The following is a 16,967-nucleotide window of genomic DNA, read 5'->3' on the forward strand; positions in this document are numbered from 1 at the left end:
ACTCCTACCCGTAGACGAGGCGACGCAGTTGTCGTTCGGTGAATTCGGGGGCGGCCACCGGGCGCTGCGCGAGCTCGTCGGCCAGGCGCTGCCAGATCTCGGCATTGCGGAGCTGGCGGCCCTGCAGTTCGGCATGTCTGCGGCGCACGAACTGTTCGGCGGTCTCGTCGAAGTATCCGACGACGTCGGCGACCACGCGGGCCGCGACGGCGGGCGGCAGGCCGGTGGAGGCCGCCACATGGCGGACCAGATCGGCCGGAACCCCGTCATTCACTCGACCGAACTTGCCATGCCGCGACCATTTCCGCCACTTCTGTGCCCGAATTCGGGCAGATTGTGAAAGGAACTACTGATTTCGCGAGGTGAGGGTAACTCACCGGGTACGTCCAGAGTTGTTTCGGCTCCCAACGCAGGCACGGATGCATGACGCCAACGGCTCTCAGCCGCCCGCTAAAGGCTCGGGGAGGCGGGGGAGCTTAGGCTGGCGGGCGTGACCTCACCGAACCAGACCGCCGTCGCCACCCTGCACACCAATCAGGGCGACATCAAGATCTCGCTCTTCGGTAACCACGCCCCTGCCACGGTCCGCAACTTCCTCGGCCTGGCCGACGGGTCCGCGCCCTACACCACCAAGAACGCGTCGGGCACCGACTCCGGCCCGTTCTACGACGGTGCGATCTTCCACCGGGTGATCGAGGGATTCATGCTGCAGGGCGGCGACCCGACCGGCACCGGCCGGGGCGGCCCCGGCTACGAATTCAAGGACGAGTTCCACCCGGAGCTGCGCTTCGACCGCGGCTACCTGCTGGCCATGGCGAATGCCGGGCCGGGCACCAACGGCTCCCAGTTCTTCATCACCGTGGGTCCGACCACGCACCTCAACCGCAAGCACACCATCTTCGGCGAGGTCCTCGATCCGGACTCGCGCAAGGTGGTCGACGCCATCGCCCACACCGCCACCGACCGCAACGACCGGCCCAAGGACGAGATCGTGATCAACAGCATCACCATCTCCTGAATCCGGCCCGAGCCGAAGAGAATTCACATGCAGCCCCAGTCGCCCGCACCGACCTGCTACCGCCACCCCGACCGGCCCACCGGTCTGGCCTGCACCAGGTGCGGGCGTCCCTCCTGTCCGGAGTGCCTCACCGCGGCCGCGGTTGGGCAGCACTGCGTGGAATGTGTCCAGCAGGGCCGCAATGATGTTCGACCGGTCCGCAACGCCGCCGGGACACCGGTGTCACAGATTCCCAAGCCGTACGTCACCTACTCGCTGATCGCGATCAATGTGATCGTCTTCGCGATCACGGCGTTGCAGGCGCACAGCCTGATGGACAACAACCGTTCCCGGCTGTTCTACGACTGGGTGCTGGTGCCCGGCCTGGTCGGGGAGAGCGGCGGCTGGCTGCGAGTCATCGGCTCCGGCTTCCTGCACTACGGCCCGATTCACCTGCTGGCCAACATGTTCGCCCTCTACGTGCTCGGCCCGTATTGCGAAGTGGCCCTGGGCCGCGGCCGTTTCGTGGCCGTCTACCTGGCCGCGTTGCTCGGCGGTTCGGCCGCGGTGACCGCGCTGTCGGATCCGCTCACCGCCTCGGCGGGTGCGTCGGGCGCGATCTTCGGCATTTTCGGCGCGGTCGGCGTGATCATGCTGCGGACCCGGCAGAACCTCACCCAGATCGCGGTGCTGTTGGGAATCAACCTGGTCATCACGTTCTCAGTGCCCGGCATCTCGATCTGGGCGCACCTGGGCGGACTGCTGGCGGGCACGGTGGCCGCCGTGGGAATTCTGTATCTGCCGCGCTGGCTGGGGATACGCGAAAACCGCACCGCCCTCAATGTCGGCTGGGCGTCGGTCGCGGCGGTGGCCGTGGTCGCGGTGCTCGTGACGGCGCTGGCCGCCCCGGCCCTGACGGGCTAGCGCGCCAGGTGAATCCGCAGCACCTCGAGGACGTCTTCGGGGTGCGCGCCGAGATCCCAGCGGCCGAAGATCAGCAGCTTCTCGTCCCCGTGGTGATCCACATCCATTTCCAGCATGGGCATCCGGCGACCCAGTCGCCGGTAGTTCACCACGCGGACGCGCAGGACTTGCTGAGGTGTGTAGCGCTGCGGCCCGGCCAGTCCTCGGACCACCACCTGCACGGGATCACCGGGTTCGACCGCGATCCGCGGCCGCTGTCGCAGGCCCATGACGGTCAGGAACAGCAGTCCCGCGGCGGCCAGCCCGATGAGCAGGCGGCCGGGACCGTCGGTGGCGAGAAAGGCGGCCCCGGCCAGCACCACGCCGCCGATGCCGCACACCACGAGGGCGCCCAGGGGTGTGGACCACGCCAGGCGGGAGGAGGGATCGGACGAGGTCACTCTCCCCACTCCCTCCTCGAGTTGTCCACAGGCTCATCCACAGGTGTGTATGAATAACAATGATGTAAGGCACACGCCGGCATGCGGCTAGCGCCAGCGCATGGTCATGATCAGCCCGACGACCATGAGGCCGAATCCGATCAGGAAGTTCCACGCGCCCAGGTCGCTCATCCACCCGATGTGCTCATTGGCCAGGTAGTAGACGAGCAGCCAGGCCAGCCCCGCGAGCATGAAGCCCAGCATGATGCCGACGTACCAGATCGGCGACGGACCAGCCGACTTCACCCGCACGGGCGTGCGGCTGGCCGGGTTGATCGTGTAATCGGTCTTCTTCCGGACCTTCGACTTCGGCATGACGTCCTCGTTTTCGGCGTGCTGTCTGCGTAGACATTATCCCGGGAACCCTGGGGAAAGTGTCGTCGGGGAGGGTTGGCGCGATTGTGGCGACACGGTTCGGCGGTATTGCATGCGACGAGGCCGGGCCCGCCCACTACTCTCGAATCATGCGTGTACTGGTCGTCGACAACTACGACAGCTTCGTGTTCAACCTGGTTCAGTATCTCGGACAGCTGGGTGTGGATGCCGAGGTCTGGCGCAATGACGATGAGCGGCTCGCGGATGTCGATGCGGTGGTTCAGGACTACGACGGCGTGTTGATCAGCCCCGGACCGGGTAGCCCGGACCGCGCGGGCGCGAGCATTCCGCTGGTGCACGCCGCCGCCAAGCATGCCACCCCGCTGCTCGGCGTCTGCCTCGGGCACCAGGCCATCGGTGAGGCGTTCGGCGCGACCGTGACCCGGGCCCCCGAACTGCTGCACGGCAAGACCAGCGAGGTCTTCCACATCGGTGCGGGCGTGCTGGCCGGGCTGCCCGATCCGTTCATCGCCACCCGCTACCACTCGCTGACCGTTCTCGAGGAGACCATGCCGCCGGAGCTGGAGGTGCTGGGCCGCACCGAATCCGGCATCGTCATGGCTTTGCGGCATCGCGATCTGCCCATCCACGGTGTGCAGTTCCATCCCGAATCCGTGCTCACCCAGGGTGGGCACCGCATGCTCGCCAACTGGCTGGAAGTCTGCGGCGAGCGGCCGGCGGAGGGACTGGTGCAGACCTTGGAGGCGGAGGTCGCGGCCCTCGCGTCATGAGCGCCGCATGAGGCCGCACGTCATGCTGTCGGTGGCCGTCAGCATCGACGGGTACATCGACGACACGAGCCGGGATCGGCTGCTGTTGTCGAACGCGGCCGATTTCGATCGCGTCGACACCTTGCGCGCGGAATCGGATGCGATTCTCATCGGCGCGGGCACCCTGCGCAGCGACAATCCGCGGCTGCTCGTGAACAACCCGGATCGGCGCCTGCACCGGATCGCCGCGGGCAGGCCGGAGTACCCGCTGCGCGTGATCGTCACCGCGGGCGGCGATCTCGATCCGGCGCTGCGGTTCTGGCACACCGGCGGCGAAAGACTGGTCTACACCACCGATTCCGGGGCGGACCGCCTCGGTGATCGGCTGGACGAGTACGCCGCGGTCGTATCGCTGGGCGCGGCAATCGATTTCGAGACGCTACTCGACGACCTCGGCAAACGAGGTGTCGAACGGCTGATGGTCGAAGGCGGCGGGTCGATTCACACCGCGTTCCTGTCCGCCGGACTGGTCGACGAGATCTGGATGGCCGTCGCGCCGGTGGTGGTCGGCGATCCGGCCGCACCGCGTTTTCTCGGGCCCGCCGCCTTCCCCGGCGGCCCGCAGCACCGCATGCAACTGGCCGATGTGGGGCGGATCGGCGATATCGCGCTGCTTCGCTATCTGCCGAAGGAGGATTCCGATGTCGGATGAGTCGCGCGGAGATCGCGGCTGGATGCGGCATGCCATCGGGCTGGCGCGGCTGTGCCCGCCCAGCGACACCGCCTTCGCGGTGGGTGCGGTCATCGTGGGCGCGGACGGCGTGGAGATCGAGCACGGGTGGTCGCGGGAGACCGACGACAAGGTGCACGCCGAGGAGTCGGCACTGAACAAGCTGGGTGATGATCCGCGGCTGCGGCGCGCCACCCTCTACAGCACGCTGGAGCCCTGCTCACAGCGCGGGAGCAAGGACCGCGCGCCGTGCACGGATCGCATTCTGGCGGCCGGGATTCGGCGCGTGGTCATCGCCTGGCGGGAGCCGGGCACCTTCGTCGAGAACTGTGTGGGCGTGGAAAAGCTGCGTGAGCACGGCGTCGAGGTCGTCGAACTGGCCGATCTGGCCGACGAGGCGATGTCGATGAACCGGCATCTGCGCCTTTAGGTTTCACCCGACCGTCAAGGTTTCACATGAAACAGGGGTCCGCGGCAAGGCCGCGAACCCCTGTTATCGATGTCCGGTCCCGATCAATTCGGGCCGAGGGACAGGATGCCGGTCGTGATGGTGACCGTCTGCGTCTTGCTCAGCGCGGACCCCGCGGTCGGCTGCTGCGCCAGGATCCGCCCGACCTCACCGGCGTTCAGGGTGCTCATGGTGTTCTGGCTGACCTGACCGTTCCAGCCCTTCTGCCGCAACATGTCCACGGCCTGGGCCGGGGTCATGCCGCGCAGGTCGGGCATGGTCAGCTGTTCGCCGCTGGACACCTGGACGGTGATGGTCGAGCCCTTGTCGGCATTGGTGCCCGCGGCCGGATTGGTGGCGATGACCGTGCCCTTGGGCTGGTTGTTCGGCACCTCCTGGACGGTCACCTGGAATCCGGCGGTATCCGACAGCGTCGACTGCGCGACATCGATGGACTGCCCGACCACATCGGGCACCCGGACCTTGTCCGGGCCGGACCCGAGGGTGATGGTGACCTGCCCGTCGGAGTCGGTCTTCTGACCCGCGTCGGGACTCTGCGCGACGACCTTGTCCTTGTCGTCGACGCTCGAGGTCTGCTTCTTCACGTCCGGATTCAGCCGCAGCCCTACCGAATTCAGCTGCTGCTCGGCCTGCTGCTGGCTGAGTCCGGCCAGCTTCGGCACCGGCACCTGCTGCGGGCCCGCGGAGACCTGCACGGTGACATTGCTGCCCTTGTCGACGCGCGAACCGCCCAGCGGCTGCGTGGAGATGACATTGCCCTGCGCGACCTTGGGGTCGTTCTTCTGCTGGATGGAGACGGTGAAACCGGCCTTCTGCAGATTCTGTTGCGCGACCTGATAGGTCTGATTGGCGACGTCGGGCACCGCGACCTGGTCCGGTCGCGCACCCGGCCCGATCACCATCCACAGCAGCCCGGCCACCGCGGCGATCGCGACCACCGCGAGCACGGCGATCAGGGCGGTGCGCCGGCGCGGATCGGCCTCGACGATCTCCTGCTCGGTGGTGTCGTCGCGGCGTTCGACGGTGCGGTAGCTGCGCGGCGGCGGCAGTTCGTCGTCGAGGCGGTCCTCGTCGGTCATGATCAGCGGCGCGGTGGGCTTCTGCCCGCCCAGCACCCGGATCAGGTCGGCGCGCATCTCGGCCGCGGTCTGATACCGGTTGGCCGGGTTCTTGCTCATCGCCTTGAGGATGACCGAGTCGAGTTCGCGCGGCACGCCCTGATAGACCTGCGACGGCAGCCGCGGATCCTCCCGAACATGCTGGTAGGCCACCGCGACCGGGGAGTCGCCGGTGAAAGGCGGTTCGCCGGTGAGGATCTCGTAGAGCACACAGCCCACCGAGTACACATCCGAGCGCGCGTCCACCTGCTCGCCGCGGGCCTGCTCGGGGGAGAGGTACTGGGCGGTGCCGATGACGGCGGCCGTCTGCGTCATCGGGTTGGAGCTGTCGGCGATGGCGCGGGCGATGCCGAAGTCCATCACCTTCACCGCGCCCGCGCGGTTGATCATGATGTTGGCCGGCTTCATATCGCGGTGCACGATGCCGTTGCGATGCGAGAAATCCAGCGCCGCACACACATCCGCGATGACTTCCATGGCACGGCGCGGCGGAAACGGACCTTTGCCGCGCACCAGGTCGCGCAGGGTGTCGCCGTCCACGTACTCCATGACGATGTAGGGCAGCGGGCCGCCGTCGATCTCGGCCTCACCGGTGTCGTACACCGCCACGATGGCCGGATGGTTGAGCGCGGCCGCGTTCTGCGCCTCCCGCTTGAACCGCAGGTAGAACGTGGGATCGCGGGCGAGGTCGGCGCGCAGCACCTTGATCGCCACATCCCGGCCCAGCCGCAGATCCCGGGCCTTGTGCACCTCGGACATGCCACCGAACCCGATGATCTCACCCAGCTCATAGCGGGAGGAGAGGTTCTTCGGGGTCGTCATGGCAATCCTTGCTGCGGGACTGTGGATGAATAGGGGTCCTGGCCGTACAACGGACTGCGATCACTACCCGGGCTCACACCGCCGGGACTCACACCGGGAACAACTGGAACTGATGGTAAGTCGCCCGGCTGCTGCCAGGGCCAGCGGCTCGTAGTGGTCGGTCGACCCGGTGTGGTGGTCGGTCGCGTCGACGTGGTGGTCGGCGGCGGGGTGGTCGTGGTCGGCGGCGGTGTCGTCGTCGGCTCGGGGGTGGTGGTCGGGGGCGGGTCGTAGGTGGTCGGCGGCGGTGGCACCGGCCGTTCCCGCGTGGTGGTGGTCGGCGGCACCGTGGTGGTGGTCGTCGGCGGCGCGGTGGGCGCGACCACCGCGCTGGTACGGGCGGGCGGCGTCGTGTCCTTGGAGTTGCTGCTCGCCACCATGAATCCGACACCCGCGATGAGGATCAGCACGCCCAGGGCCAGCCCGGCCATCGCCTTCTGCCGAGGGGTGAAGCGTTCGTCCTCCGGGTTGGCGGCGGGACCGGTGAAGGTCATCGGCCCGACCGGGGTGCGAGGTCCCGACAGCACGGTGGTCGAGGCCGCCGGAGGCTCCGGCGCCTGCCGCATCTGCTGCGACGGGGTCTGATACCGCGTGGTGGCCTGATCGGCCCGGGCCCCCGGAATGATCATGGTCGGCCCGGGCGGCAGCACCCGGGTGGCGCCGGTCATGGACTGCGAGACGGGGATGCCGCCGGGCGGCGTGGGTCTGCGGCCGGATCGCACCGCGGCCACCGCGTCGGCGAATTCGCCACCGTCGGTGTAGCGCTGGGTCGGATCCTTGGCCATGGTGATCTCGATGAGCTCCCGCACGTTCGGCGGCAGATCGGCGGGCAGCGGCGGCGGGGCCTCCCGCACATGCTTCATGGCGACGGTCAGCGCGCCGTCGCCGGTGAACGGCCGGGCGCCCGACAGCGCCTCGTAGCCGACCACTCCCAGCGAGTAGACGTCCGAGGCGGCGGTGGCGTCCTCGCCGGTGGCCTGCTCTGGCGCGATGTACTGGGCGGTGCCCATCACCATGCCGGTCTTGGTCACCGGGGAGGCATCCACGGCCTTGGCGATGCCGAAGTCGGTGATCTTCACCTGACCGGTCGGCGTCACGAGAATGTTGCCCGGCTTCACATCCCGGTGCACGACGCCCGCGAGATGCGCGACCTGTAGCGCGCGGCCGGTCTGCTCGAGCATGTCCAGGCCCTGCGCCACCGAGAGCCGGTTGAGCCGCGAGAGCACCGCGTTGAGCGGTTCACCCTGCACGTATTCCATGACCAGATAGGCGATCTCGCCGCCGGACGGATCCTGGGTCTCGCCATAGTCGTAGATGCTCGCGATGCCGGGATGGTTGAGCTGCGCGGTGGTCCGCGCCTCGGTACGGAAGCGTTGCCGGAAGGTCGGATCGGTGGAGAATTCCGCCTTGAGCACCTTCACCGCCACCCGGCGATCCAGCCGGGTGTCCAACGCTTCCCAGACCTGGCCCATGCCGCCGGTGGCGATCAGCCGCTGCAGCCGGTACCGGTCCGCGATCATCGCACCGTTGTTCAGCATTCGAGACCCTGTCTACCTTGCACTTTCATGTCGTTCAGCCCCCGAGCCCGGCGTCCAGCACGGCGCGCGCGATGGGCGCGGCCACGGATCCGCCGGTCGCGGCCAGCGCCCGGTCACCACCGTTCTCGACGATGACCGCGATCGCGATCTTCGGGTTCTGCGCCGGCGCGAAGGCGATGTACCAGGCGTGCGGCGGGGTGTTGCGCGGATCGTCGCCGTGCTCGGCCGTACCGGTCTTGGACGCGATCTGGTACGAGCGCGGCTGTGTCCCGCCCTGGGTGTTCTTCTCCGACTCCAGCATCAGGTTGGTGATCTGGGTGGCCACCTGCGGGGTGACCGCCTGGCCGACCGAGGTCGGCTTGGTGGTCTCCAGGGTGCTCAGGTCGGGCGCCTGCAGTTGGTCCACCAGATACGGTTTCATCCGCACGCCGCCATTGGCGATGGTGGCCGCGACGACCGCATTGTCGAGCGGGGTGAGCGCCACGTCGCGCTGCCCGATGCTGGACTGGGCCATGGCCGCACTGTCGGGAATGGTGCCGACGGTGCTGTCCGCCCACGGGATCGGAATGTTCGGATGCTGCGTCCCGATGCCGAAGGCGTTGGCCTCGTCCTTGAGCTTCGCGGCCCCCACCTTCATACCGAGCTCCGCGAACGCGGTGTTACACGAGTATTTGAAAGCGTCGGTGAGAGAAGCGGTTTGGGCGTCGCCCGGGCCGCAGTGGCTGCCGTTGTAGTTCTCCAGCGTGGTGGTGGTGTCGGGCAGCGTGATGCGCGGCGCGGCGGTGAACTGGTCGTCCGGTTTGGCGATGCCGTTGGACAGCGCGGCCGCGGTCACGATCACCTTGAAGGTGGAGCCCGGCGGATACGTCTGCGAGACAGCGCGATTCAGCATGGGCTGGCGGGGATCCTGTTGCAACTGCTCCCACGTCTTCTGGGTGGCCGCGCCGTCGTGCCCGGCCAGCAGGTTCGGGTCGTAGGACGGCGTGGACACCATGGTCAGGATGCGGCCGGTGCTGGGCTCGATGGCCACCACCGATCCGGTGAGGTTCTTGGCGGTCAGCTGGTCGTAGGCGACCTTCTGCATGACCGGGTTGAGGGTGGTCACCACATTGCCGCCGCGCGGATCGCGGCCGGAGATCATGTCGATGAGCCGCCGCCCGAACAGGGCGTTGTCGGAACCGTTGAGCACCGAGTCCTCGGCGTGCTCGAGCCCGTTGCTGCCGTACTGCATCGAGTAGTAGCCGGTGGCGGGCGCGTAGGCCAGCGGATCGGTCGGGTAGGTGCGCAGGTACTTGTAGCGGTCGTCGGTGGCGACCGAACTGGCCAGCACGGTGCCGGACGCGGAGATCTGGCCGCGCTGACGCGCGTACTCGTCCAACAGGACTCGCACATTGCGCGGATCGTTGCGCAGGCTGTCGGCCTTGAACACCTGCACATAGGTGGCGTTGGCCAGCAGCGCGACGATCATCACCATGACCGCCAGCGCGACGCGGCGCAGAGGCGTGTTCACACGGCACCCCCCTCCACCTTCATGTTCACCCGGGCTGTATCCGTCTCCACCTTGCGCAGCAGTTGCGTCGACGCTTCCACGATCGGCTCGACCCGCTTGCGGGCGGGGGCCGGTCGGCGGGCGGCGTCGGAAATCTTGATCAGCAGCCCCAGCAGAATGTAGTTGGCCAGCAGCGAGGAACCGCCGTAGGACATGTACGGCGTGGTGAGACCGGTCAGCGGAATCAGTTTGGTGACACCGCCGACCACCACGAACACCTGGATGGCGATCGTGAAGGCCAGGCCCGCGGCCAGCAGCTTGCCGAAGCTGTCGCGAATGGCCAGCGCGGTGCGGATGCCGCGAATGGTGAACACGCAGAACAACATCAGCACGGCGGTCAGCCCGATCAGGCCGAGCTCCTCCCCGATGGCGGAGATGATGAAGTCGGTCTTGGCGAACGGCACCTGCGAGGGCCGCCCGGAACCCAGCCCGGTCCCGGCCAGTCCGCCGGTAGCGAGCCCGAACAGCGACTGCGAGATCTGATAGCCGGTGTTGGAGTAGTCCGCGAACGGGTGCAGCCAGGTCTCGACCCGCACCCGCACATGCCCGAAGACGTTGTAGGCGAACACGAATCCGATGATCAGCAGCACCGTGCCGACCGCCACCCAGCCCACGCGCTCGGTCGCGATGTAGAGCATGCACAGCACGGTGCAGAAGATCAGCAGCGAGGTGCCGAGATCCTTCTCCACCACCAGCACGCCCACCGACACCGCCCACACCAGCAGCACCGGACCCATGTCCCGCATGCGCGGCAGTTCCATGCCGAACACGTGCTTGCCCGCGCCGGTGAACAGGTCGCGCTTGCTCACCAGCACGCCGGCGAAGAACACGATCAGCGCGATCTTGGCGAACTCGCCGGGCTGAACACTGAAGCCGGGCAGGCGAATCCAGATCTTCGCGCCGTTCACCTGTGAGTACCGGTCCGGCAGCAGCGCGGGCAGGGCCAGCGCGATCAACCCGATCAGGCCGAGGGTGTAGGCGTAGCGGGCCAGGCTGCGGTAGTCACGCAGCACGATCAACAACCCCATGAAAACCACCATCCCCAACCCCGTCCACAGCACCTGCTGGTTGGCGTCGGGGGAGGGGATGGGCAGGGAGGCGAAGGCGGCATCCTGGGCCTGCGCTAGGTCGATGCGGTGAATGATCACCAGGCCCAACCCGTTCAGCAGTGCCGCGATCGGTAGTAGGAGGGGGTCCGCGAAGGCCGCGAACCGCCGCACCGCCAGATGCGCGACACCGAACAACGCCATATACGCGGCACCGAGCTTGGCGATCTCCCAGGTGATCGCCTGCTCCTGACTCGCCTCCACCAGCACCAACGACACCGTGGTGATCAACGCCGCCAACCCCAGCAACAGCAACTCGACATTGCGCCGGGTGGCGGGCGGCGGCGCAGGAGCGAATCCGCCGGGTGGACTGGGGAAGGCCCCAGTGGACGGCGGTGCCGGTGCGGACATCAGTCCGCCATCCTGCAGTTCTGCCCCGGAGTCTGCGGTGCCGTGGTGGTGGTGACAGGGGTGGTCGGCTGGTCGCTCTTGTGGGGCTCCAGCGTGTGGTTCTCGCCGGTGCGCTCACCGCCGGTCAGCCCGCCGGGCGCGACCGGAGTGGTCGGCGCGGCCGGAGTCGTGGTGACCGGGGTGCCCGGCTGGTTCGGGTCGGCGGGGGGCGTCGGCACCGGGGTGGTGACCGGCTGCTGCGGCTGTGCCTTCTCGCACGGCGGCAGCAGTTCGGACTGCACCAGATTGCGGATCTGCTTGACGGCGTCGTCGCGCGAACCCGGCGGCAGCCCCTTGTCGACCGAGTCGCGGCCACTGGCCCGCAGATCACTGCGGGTCAGCTGGACACAGCCGGACGGAAACTTGTCGTCGGGGCCGGACAGCGTCAATTCGCCGGTGCGCGTGACACATCCGACCTGATCCACGTCGCGGATCGAGTAGCCCAGCACCGAACCGGGCAGACCACGCAGCACGACCACCTTCTCGCCGTCCACGCCGACGTAGTAGTTGCTGCGAATCATGTTGTAGCCCACGGTCAGACCCGCGCCGACGGCCACCAGCAGGGCCAGCGACAGCGCCAGCCAGCGCAGCTTGTGGCTCTTCTTCGGCGGCTCGGGTTCCGGCTGCGCGACCGCGCGGCGCGGGGTGGCGCGCGGCGGTCTCATGGCGGCGGCCCGGCCCGCGGCGGTGTTCGGCGGGGGAGTGTCCTCGTCCTCACCGGAGGCCGCGCCCGCCACGATGGGGTGGCTCTGGCCGTAATCCAGATCGATGACGTCGGCGACCACCACGGTCACGTTGTCGGGACCGCCACTGCGCAAGGCCAATTCGATGAGCCGGTCGGCCGACTCGTCGGTGGTGCCCTCGCGCAGGGTGTTGGCGATGGTCTCGTCGGAGACCACATCCGAAAGCCCGTCGGAGCACAGCAGATAGCGATCCCCGGCGCGAGCCTCCCGCACCACCAGGGTGGGGTCGATCTCGTTGCCGGTGAGCGCCCGCATGATCAGCGAACGCTGCGGATGCGTGTGCGCCTGCTCCGGCGTGATCCGCCCCTCGTCCACCAGCGACTGCACGAAGGTGTCGTCACGGGTGATCTGGGCCAGCTCACCGCCTCGCAGCATGTAGGCGCGGGAGTCGCCGATGTGCGCGAGGCCGAGTTTGCGCCCGGCGAACAGGATGGCGGTGAGCGTGGTGCCCATGCCGTCGAGTTCCGGCTCCTCCTCGACCTGATCGGCGATCGACGCATTGCCTTCGTGCACCGCACGATTCAGCTTGCCGAGCAGATCGTCGCCGGGCTCGTCATCGTCGAGATGCGCCAGCGCGGCGATCATCAGTTGGGAGGCGACCTCACCGGCGGCATGACCGCCCATGCCGTCCGCGAGCGCGAGCAATCGCGCACCTGCGTAAACGGAGTCCTCGTTATTGGCTCGGACAAGACCACGGTCGCTACGCGCTGCGTAGCGGAGAACAAGTGTCACGATCGCAGCTCGATCACTGTCTTGCCGACACGGACTGGGGACCCGAGTGGAACTCGGACCGGAGTGGTGACCTTCGACCGGTCGAGGTAGGTCCCGTTGGTGGAACCGAGATCCTCGACGTACCAATCCTCACCGCGCGGCGACAGGCGCGCGTGGCGGGTGGAGGCGTAGTCGTCGGTGAGAACCAGTGTGGAGTCGTCGGCCCGCCCGATCAGCACCGGCTGTGTGCCGAGCGAGATGCGGGTGCCGGCGAGAGAACCCTGAGTCACCACGAGATATTTGGCGCCCTTCTGGCCCCGGCGAAAAGAGGGGAGCACCGCGGAACCGCCTGCGGCCCGAGGCGCGACCCGAAGGCCGGAAGCCGCGTAGATATCGCTGCGCAACGTCCGGAGCACCGCCCACACGAACAGCCACAGCAGCAGCAGGAACCCCGCACGGGTCAATTGCAGGATCAGTCCCTGCACGGCGCTCCACCTCCTGTTCGACCGTGTCGTAGGTACAGGGCAGTTACGGAGGTGGAACTCCGTGACCCCCAACCGGTGTGTTGCTGGTCAGCGCGGCCAGAGTCCGCCGCGAGTATTGGCAGCATCATAGGGCCGTAGACCGGTTGCGATCACGATACGACCGAGGAATTCCTAGCCATATCGTGACCTGCATCGCGAGCTTACGGGATCAGACGATCCGGATCAGGATCTCGGAATGTCCGGCGCGGATCACATCCCCGTCGGCCAGCTGCCAGTCCTGGACGGGCGACCCGTTGACCAGCGTGCCATTGGTCGAACCGAGGTCCGAGAGCATCGCGGTCTGACCATCCCAACGAACTTCGATGTGCCGCCGCGAAACTCCGGTATCGGGCAGTCGGAAGTGCGCGTCCTGCCCACGACCGATGATGTTGCTGCCCTCGCGCAACTGGTAGGTGCGACCGGAGCCGTCGTCCAGCTGCAGCGTGGCCGAGTAGCTCGACCCGGCGCGGGCGGCCGGTGCTGCCGCGCCGTAGCCGCCGCCCTGCTGGCCGTAGGCCTGCTGCTGTCCGTACCCCTGATCGTCGGCGTAGCCGCCCTGCTCGGCGTACTGGTCGTAGCCCTGCTGGCCGTAGCCCGGCTGCTGCTGGCCGTACCCCTGCTCGGCGTACCCCGGCTGCTGTCCGTAGCCCTGCTCGGCATAGCCCTGCTGGCCGTAGCCCGGCTGCTGCTGGCCGTACGCCTGATCGGCGTAGCCCGGCTGCTGACCGTAGGCCTGGTCGGCATAGCCCTGCTGCTCGTAGCCGTGCTGCTGCTGGCCGTAGCCCTGCTCGGCGTAGCCCTGCTGGCCGTACGCCTGCTCGGATGCGCCGTAGCCCGGTTGCTGCTGGCCGTAGGCCTGCTGCTCGTAGCCGCCCTGCTGGCCGTACCCGGCAGCACCCGGCTGCTGCTGGTAGTCGTAGCCGTTCTGGTATTCGCCGTAGCCCTGCTCGGACTGGGCGTAGCCGCCCTGTTCGTAGCCCTGCTGGCCACCGCGGCCGTACTCGCCGTAACCCTGCTGACCTTGACGGCCCGCAGGCGGGGGCGCGTACCCGCGACTCCGCGGATCGGACTCCGCGGGCTCACGGCTTGGGTCGTAGCCTGAGTTCTGCGTCATGGGGCCAGCTCCTGGTTGCGGGTTGGGTCGTTGTGGGCGTTCAGGTCCCGGTGACGGGCCTGCCCGCCCACCCGCGTCGGGGTCTACCCGGCCGCGCGTCCTGAACTGTCCGGTGTGCAGCGTAGGGGATGCCTCGAACTCCACGTGCACTTCGCCGTAGGTCTGCCACCCTTGCTCGCGGATGTGGTCTTGCAGATGTTTGGCGAAAGCGCGCTTCGTGAGCTCGTAATCCTGCGTGGCGAGATCGCGATCCGGCTGTCCCTCACCTTGGACGAGATGCCGTAGATCGGACTCGTTGACGGTGATGACATAGCTGTTGGGAGCCAGGAGGTGGCCCCCACCGAGATCTTGGACGTGGTCGGCGGCCTCGCGCTGCAAAGCGGCCTCGACCTCCTGGGGGACGACGCTCCCGCCGAAGGCGCGAGCGAAGACATCGCCGACAGCACCCTGGAGGCGGCGTTCGAAACGGGAAACGATCCCCATATAGCCCCCTCCCTTCTCGGGTTCTGTCACTCCCGCGAGGGAGCGCGTGCGTCGTGTCGTGTGTGCCGACCGACCGTGGCGCGCGGTGCGTCCTACAAAGCAACACGCGGACATGGCGTGTCGCCGCAGGGACACGTTGATTGCATGATATCCACGATCGTCCACACCTGTAACTCTTGGCGGCAACCCCGGGTTCCCGTGTCCGCCGTGGATCACGTTTCCGTGCCCGAACCCCCGGTAACCAGGCGATTTCGTTTTGGCGCAAACCTCGTGATAGTTTTCTTCTCGTCGCTCGGGCGAGTGGCGGAATGGCAGACGCGCTGGCTTCAGGTGCCAGTGTCCGTAAGGACGTGGGGGTTCAAGTCCCCCCTCGCCCACTTGAAGAGGAAGGCCCTCGATCCACATCGGATCGGGGGCCTTCTTCTTTGTCCGGGTTCGGGCGCAGTCTCCGTCCGCGTTCGGGTCGAGTCCTCGCTCTGGGCCACCCGCTCGGCGGGACTCGGAAATTCCCAGGTCAAAGCGGATGTGACGAAGATCGCATGCCCTGGTCGGGGTGACCCGGCGGGGGCGTTGCCAGCGGCCGTTTCGGGCGGTTCTGCGGGGTGAAAATCGTTTGCCGGGGGATGGCGTCTGGGGTATGCGCCCGATTACTGGCGGCCATTGCCTGATGATCATTTAGCTAAGTCGCGGGTAAACAAACTCTGGGTTTGTTTGACTTCTGGCGACCGCCGAGCAATCGGGCTGAGCTGGGGCGAAACGCCAGCTTAACGTGGGTTGAACCGGTGGTTAGCGGAAAAATTACGAACTTTTCGCAAACTCTCCGGCGGGGTTCGAAACACATCGCACACAAGGGGTCGAAACGGGTTCGGAAACGCGACCGCGGGGATAGTTTCAGGGCCCTCCGCAGACCGTCCGCAAAGCGGATGCCCGGAATTAGCGATCTTGTCGGGTTCCCTACGGAGAAGGGGTATTTCGCCTGGTCGCGTTATACGCCCGGCGGGCAAGTCGGAGGTTGCGTAGCCATAACGATTGTGTAGAGTCATCGGCAACGCTGGCCGCAGCTGAGCCGGACTCGCTGCGGCCAGTGGAAATCAATTCCGACTGGTTTGCGACTACGAAGTCGCCACTCCCACAACCGGTTCCGGAGTCTTCTCGATCGAATAGCCCGCGATGTGCTCCGGGCCGATCCCCGCCTCCTGCTCCCGCACCGCCACCCTCCCGCGTCCGAAGACGTAGGCCAGGAAGCCGAGTTCGGCCAGCGCCCCGATCCCGACCCGCAGTGCGGTGGGCAGTCCGCTGGGCGTCACGAAGCCCTCCAGGAAGCCGGAAACCAGCAGCACGCCCACCAGTCCGAGCGCGATCACGGCCGTCGCCCGGCCCTGCCGTGCCATTGCCTGCGGGCGGCTCTCCCGGCCCGGATCGATCAGGGTCCAGCCCAGCTTCAGCCCGGCCCCGCCCGCCACGAAAATGGCGGTGAGCTCCAGCATTCCGTGCGGCAGGATCCAACCGAAGAACGGGCCGAGCCGCCCCGCCCCGGCCATCAGACCCGCACTGATCCCCAGGTTCAGCGCGTTCATGAACAACAGGTAGACCGCGGGCAGGATGAGCACCCCGAGGAACAGCGCCATGGCCGCCACCCACGCATTGTTGGTCCACACCTTGGCGGCGAAGGCATCGTGCGGATGCTCGTAGTAGTAGGTCTCGAATTCGCCACCGGGGCGTGTCAAGGCATCTGTATCCGTGTCCAACCCGAGATGCCGCCGGGCGGCTTGGGAATTCGCCACCCAGGCCGCCAGCACCGCGGAGCCGAGCAGGAAGACCGTCGCCACCGACACCCACCAGGGCCAGGCCCGGTACACGGCGGCCGGGAAGCGGTGGGTGAAGAAGTAGCCGATCTCACGCAGGGTGTCGATGCGGGCGCTCAGTATGCGTCCGCGCGCCCGGGTCAGGACCGCGGACAGCCCGGCGATGAGCTCCGGATCCGCCTCCCGCGTCTGCAATCGAGCCAGCTGCTGGGACGCGACGCGGTAGAGCCGGACCAACTCGTCGGCTTCCGTGCCATCGAGCCGCTTGCTCCGGGAGGCCAACTGATCCAGCCGATCCCAGGACGGCCTGTGCACGAAGGTGTAGGCGTCCAGATCCATGA

At 67.5% G+C, this 16,967-nt stretch carries 16 protein-coding genes and 1 tRNA gene; 6 read left to right on the plus strand and 11 right to left on the minus strand.

Features of this window, described 5'->3' with window-relative positions; translation table 11 throughout:
* Positions 1 to 4: 4 nt before the first annotated feature.
* A complete protein-coding gene (locus ACYVN4_RS15015; protein WP_452395160.1) occupies positions 5 to 274 on the minus strand; it encodes a hypothetical protein in 270 nt (89 codons plus the stop codon).
* Positions 275 to 490: 216 nt separating this feature from the next.
* On the opposite strand from ACYVN4_RS15015, the gene ACYVN4_RS15020 reads away from it, so the two are divergent.
* On the plus strand, positions 491 to 1,018 hold the full coding sequence (locus tag ACYVN4_RS15020; RefSeq protein ID WP_460721419.1) for a peptidylprolyl isomerase: 528 nt from the start codon (positions 491 to 493) through the stop codon (positions 1,016 to 1,018).
* A gap of 27 nt (positions 1,019 to 1,045) precedes the next feature.
* Positions 1,046 to 1,921 (plus strand): rhomboid family intramembrane serine protease, encoded by an 876-nt coding sequence (locus tag ACYVN4_RS15025; RefSeq protein ID WP_460721421.1) that lies wholly within the window; start codon positions 1,046 to 1,048, stop codon positions 1,919 to 1,921.
* Here ACYVN4_RS15025 and ACYVN4_RS15030 read toward each other — a convergent pair.
* Together ACYVN4_RS15030 and crgA are read right to left on the minus strand one after the other, a co-directional pair.
* Complete coding sequence (locus ACYVN4_RS15030; protein ID WP_460721423.1) at positions 1,918 to 2,361, minus strand: PH domain-containing protein; 444 nt, start codon at positions 2,359 to 2,361, stop codon at positions 1,918 to 1,920. The two genes, ACYVN4_RS15025 and ACYVN4_RS15030, sit on opposite strands and share 4 nt — an antisense overlap.
* 87 nt (positions 2,362 to 2,448) lie before the next feature.
* Complete coding sequence (gene crgA / locus ACYVN4_RS15035; RefSeq protein ID WP_379359200.1) at positions 2,449 to 2,715, minus strand: cell division protein CrgA; 267 nt, start codon at positions 2,713 to 2,715, stop codon at positions 2,449 to 2,451.
* A 149-nt stretch (positions 2,716 to 2,864) separates the two neighbouring features.
* Here crgA and ACYVN4_RS15040 point away from each other — a divergent pair, with 149 nt between their 5' ends.
* Genes ACYVN4_RS15040 through ACYVN4_RS15050 form a run of 3 tightly spaced genes read left to right on the plus strand, consistent with a single transcriptional unit; the run spans position 2,865 to position 4,645 of the window.
* A complete protein-coding gene (locus tag ACYVN4_RS15040; protein WP_460721425.1) occupies positions 2,865 to 3,506 on the plus strand; it encodes an aminodeoxychorismate/anthranilate synthase component II in 642 nt (213 codons plus the stop codon).
* A 7-nt stretch (positions 3,507 to 3,513) separates the two neighbouring features.
* Positions 3,514 to 4,197, plus strand: coding sequence for a RibD family protein (locus tag ACYVN4_RS15045; protein ID WP_460721427.1), 684 nt, complete (start codon positions 3,514 to 3,516; stop codon positions 4,195 to 4,197).
* Positions 4,187 to 4,645, plus strand: coding sequence for a dCMP deaminase (locus ACYVN4_RS15050; RefSeq protein ID WP_460721429.1), 459 nt, complete (start codon positions 4,187 to 4,189; stop codon positions 4,643 to 4,645). Before ACYVN4_RS15045 ends, ACYVN4_RS15050 begins: the two co-directional genes overlap by 11 nt.
* 83 nt (positions 4,646 to 4,728) lie before the next feature.
* Here the strand turns inward: ACYVN4_RS15050 and pknB are convergent, their stop codons facing one another.
* From pknB to ACYVN4_RS15085, 7 genes are all read right to left on the minus strand, one after another.
* Positions 4,729 to 6,624, minus strand: coding sequence for a Stk1 family PASTA domain-containing Ser/Thr kinase (gene pknB, locus ACYVN4_RS15055; RefSeq protein ID WP_460721431.1), 1,896 nt, complete (start codon positions 6,622 to 6,624; stop codon positions 4,729 to 4,731).
* Positions 6,621 to 8,201: a protein kinase domain-containing protein gene (locus tag ACYVN4_RS15060; RefSeq protein WP_460721432.1), complete on the minus strand. Its 1,581-nt coding sequence runs from the start codon at positions 8,199 to 8,201 to the stop codon at positions 6,621 to 6,623. The genes pknB and ACYVN4_RS15060 overlap by 4 nt, the downstream gene beginning before the upstream one ends.
* Positions 8,202 to 8,235: 34 nt before the next feature.
* Positions 8,236 to 9,711, minus strand: a complete 1,476-nt coding sequence (locus ACYVN4_RS15065) for a peptidoglycan D,D-transpeptidase FtsI family protein (RefSeq protein ID WP_460721434.1) — start codon at positions 9,709 to 9,711, stop codon at positions 8,236 to 8,238.
* A complete protein-coding gene (locus ACYVN4_RS15070; RefSeq protein WP_460721436.1) occupies positions 9,708 to 11,207 on the minus strand; it encodes an FtsW/RodA/SpoVE family cell cycle protein in 1,500 nt (499 codons plus the stop codon). The genes ACYVN4_RS15065 and ACYVN4_RS15070 overlap by 4 nt, the downstream gene beginning before the upstream one ends.
* Positions 11,207 to 12,721, minus strand: a complete 1,515-nt coding sequence (locus ACYVN4_RS15075) for a PP2C family protein-serine/threonine phosphatase (protein WP_460721438.1) — start codon at positions 12,719 to 12,721, stop codon at positions 11,207 to 11,209. Before ACYVN4_RS15075 ends, ACYVN4_RS15070 begins: the two co-directional genes overlap by 1 nt.
* Complete coding sequence (locus ACYVN4_RS15080; protein ID WP_033085206.1) at positions 12,718 to 13,185, minus strand: FHA domain-containing protein FhaB/FipA; 468 nt, start codon at positions 13,183 to 13,185, stop codon at positions 12,718 to 12,720. The genes ACYVN4_RS15075 and ACYVN4_RS15080 overlap by 4 nt, the downstream gene beginning before the upstream one ends.
* Before the next feature lie 208 nt (positions 13,186 to 13,393).
* The gene (locus ACYVN4_RS15085) at positions 13,394 to 14,821 is read right to left on the minus strand and encodes a DUF3662 and FHA domain-containing protein (protein WP_460721440.1); all 1,428 of its coding nucleotides are present in this window, start codon (positions 14,819 to 14,821) and stop codon (positions 13,394 to 13,396) included.
* Between the two features lie 294 nt (positions 14,822 to 15,115).
* Between ACYVN4_RS15085 and ACYVN4_RS15090 the strand changes: the two genes are divergently transcribed.
* Positions 15,116 to 15,198, plus strand: a tRNA-Leu gene (locus tag ACYVN4_RS15090).
* 735 nt (positions 15,199 to 15,933) lie between these two features.
* Here the strand turns inward: ACYVN4_RS15090 and ACYVN4_RS15095 are convergent.
* On the minus strand, positions 15,934 to 16,965 hold the full coding sequence (locus ACYVN4_RS15095) for a stage II sporulation protein M (RefSeq protein ID WP_460721442.1): 1,032 nt from the start codon (positions 16,963 to 16,965) through the stop codon (positions 15,934 to 15,936).
* Positions 16,966 to 16,967: the final 2 nt, after the last annotated feature.

This window comes from Nocardia heshunensis (genome assembly GCF_054782115.1).

Coding starts and splice junctions, on each gene's coding strand:
- ACYVN4_RS15070 (WP_460721436.1), bottom strand. CDS start 11,207: ATGTCCGCACCGGCACCGCCGTCCACTGGGGCCTTCCCCAGTCCACCC.
- crgA (WP_379359200.1), bottom strand. CDS start 2,715: ATGCCGAAGTCGAAGGTCCGGAAGAAGACCGATTACACGATCAACCCG.
- ACYVN4_RS15050 (WP_460721429.1), top strand. CDS start 4,187: ATGTCGGATGAGTCGCGCGGAGATCGCGGCTGGATGCGGCATGCCATC.
- ACYVN4_RS15085 (WP_460721440.1), bottom strand. CDS start 14,821: ATGGGGATCGTTTCCCGTTTCGAACGCCGCCTCCAGGGTGCTGTCGGC.
- ACYVN4_RS15040 (WP_460721425.1), top strand. CDS start 2,865: ATGCGTGTACTGGTCGTCGACAACTACGACAGCTTCGTGTTCAACCTG.
- ACYVN4_RS15060 (WP_460721432.1), bottom strand. CDS start 8,201: ATGCTGAACAACGGTGCGATGATCGCGGACCGGTACCGGCTGCAGCGG.
- ACYVN4_RS15025 (WP_460721421.1), top strand. CDS start 1,046: ATGCAGCCCCAGTCGCCCGCACCGACCTGCTACCGCCACCCCGACCGG.
- ACYVN4_RS15095 (WP_460721442.1), bottom strand. CDS start 16,965: ATGGATCTGGACGCCTACACCTTCGTGCACAGGCCGTCCTGGGATCGG.
- pknB (WP_460721431.1), bottom strand. CDS start 6,624: ATGACGACCCCGAAGAACCTCTCCTCCCGCTATGAGCTGGGTGAGATC.
- ACYVN4_RS15045 (WP_460721427.1), top strand. CDS start 3,514: ATGAGGCCGCACGTCATGCTGTCGGTGGCCGTCAGCATCGACGGGTAC.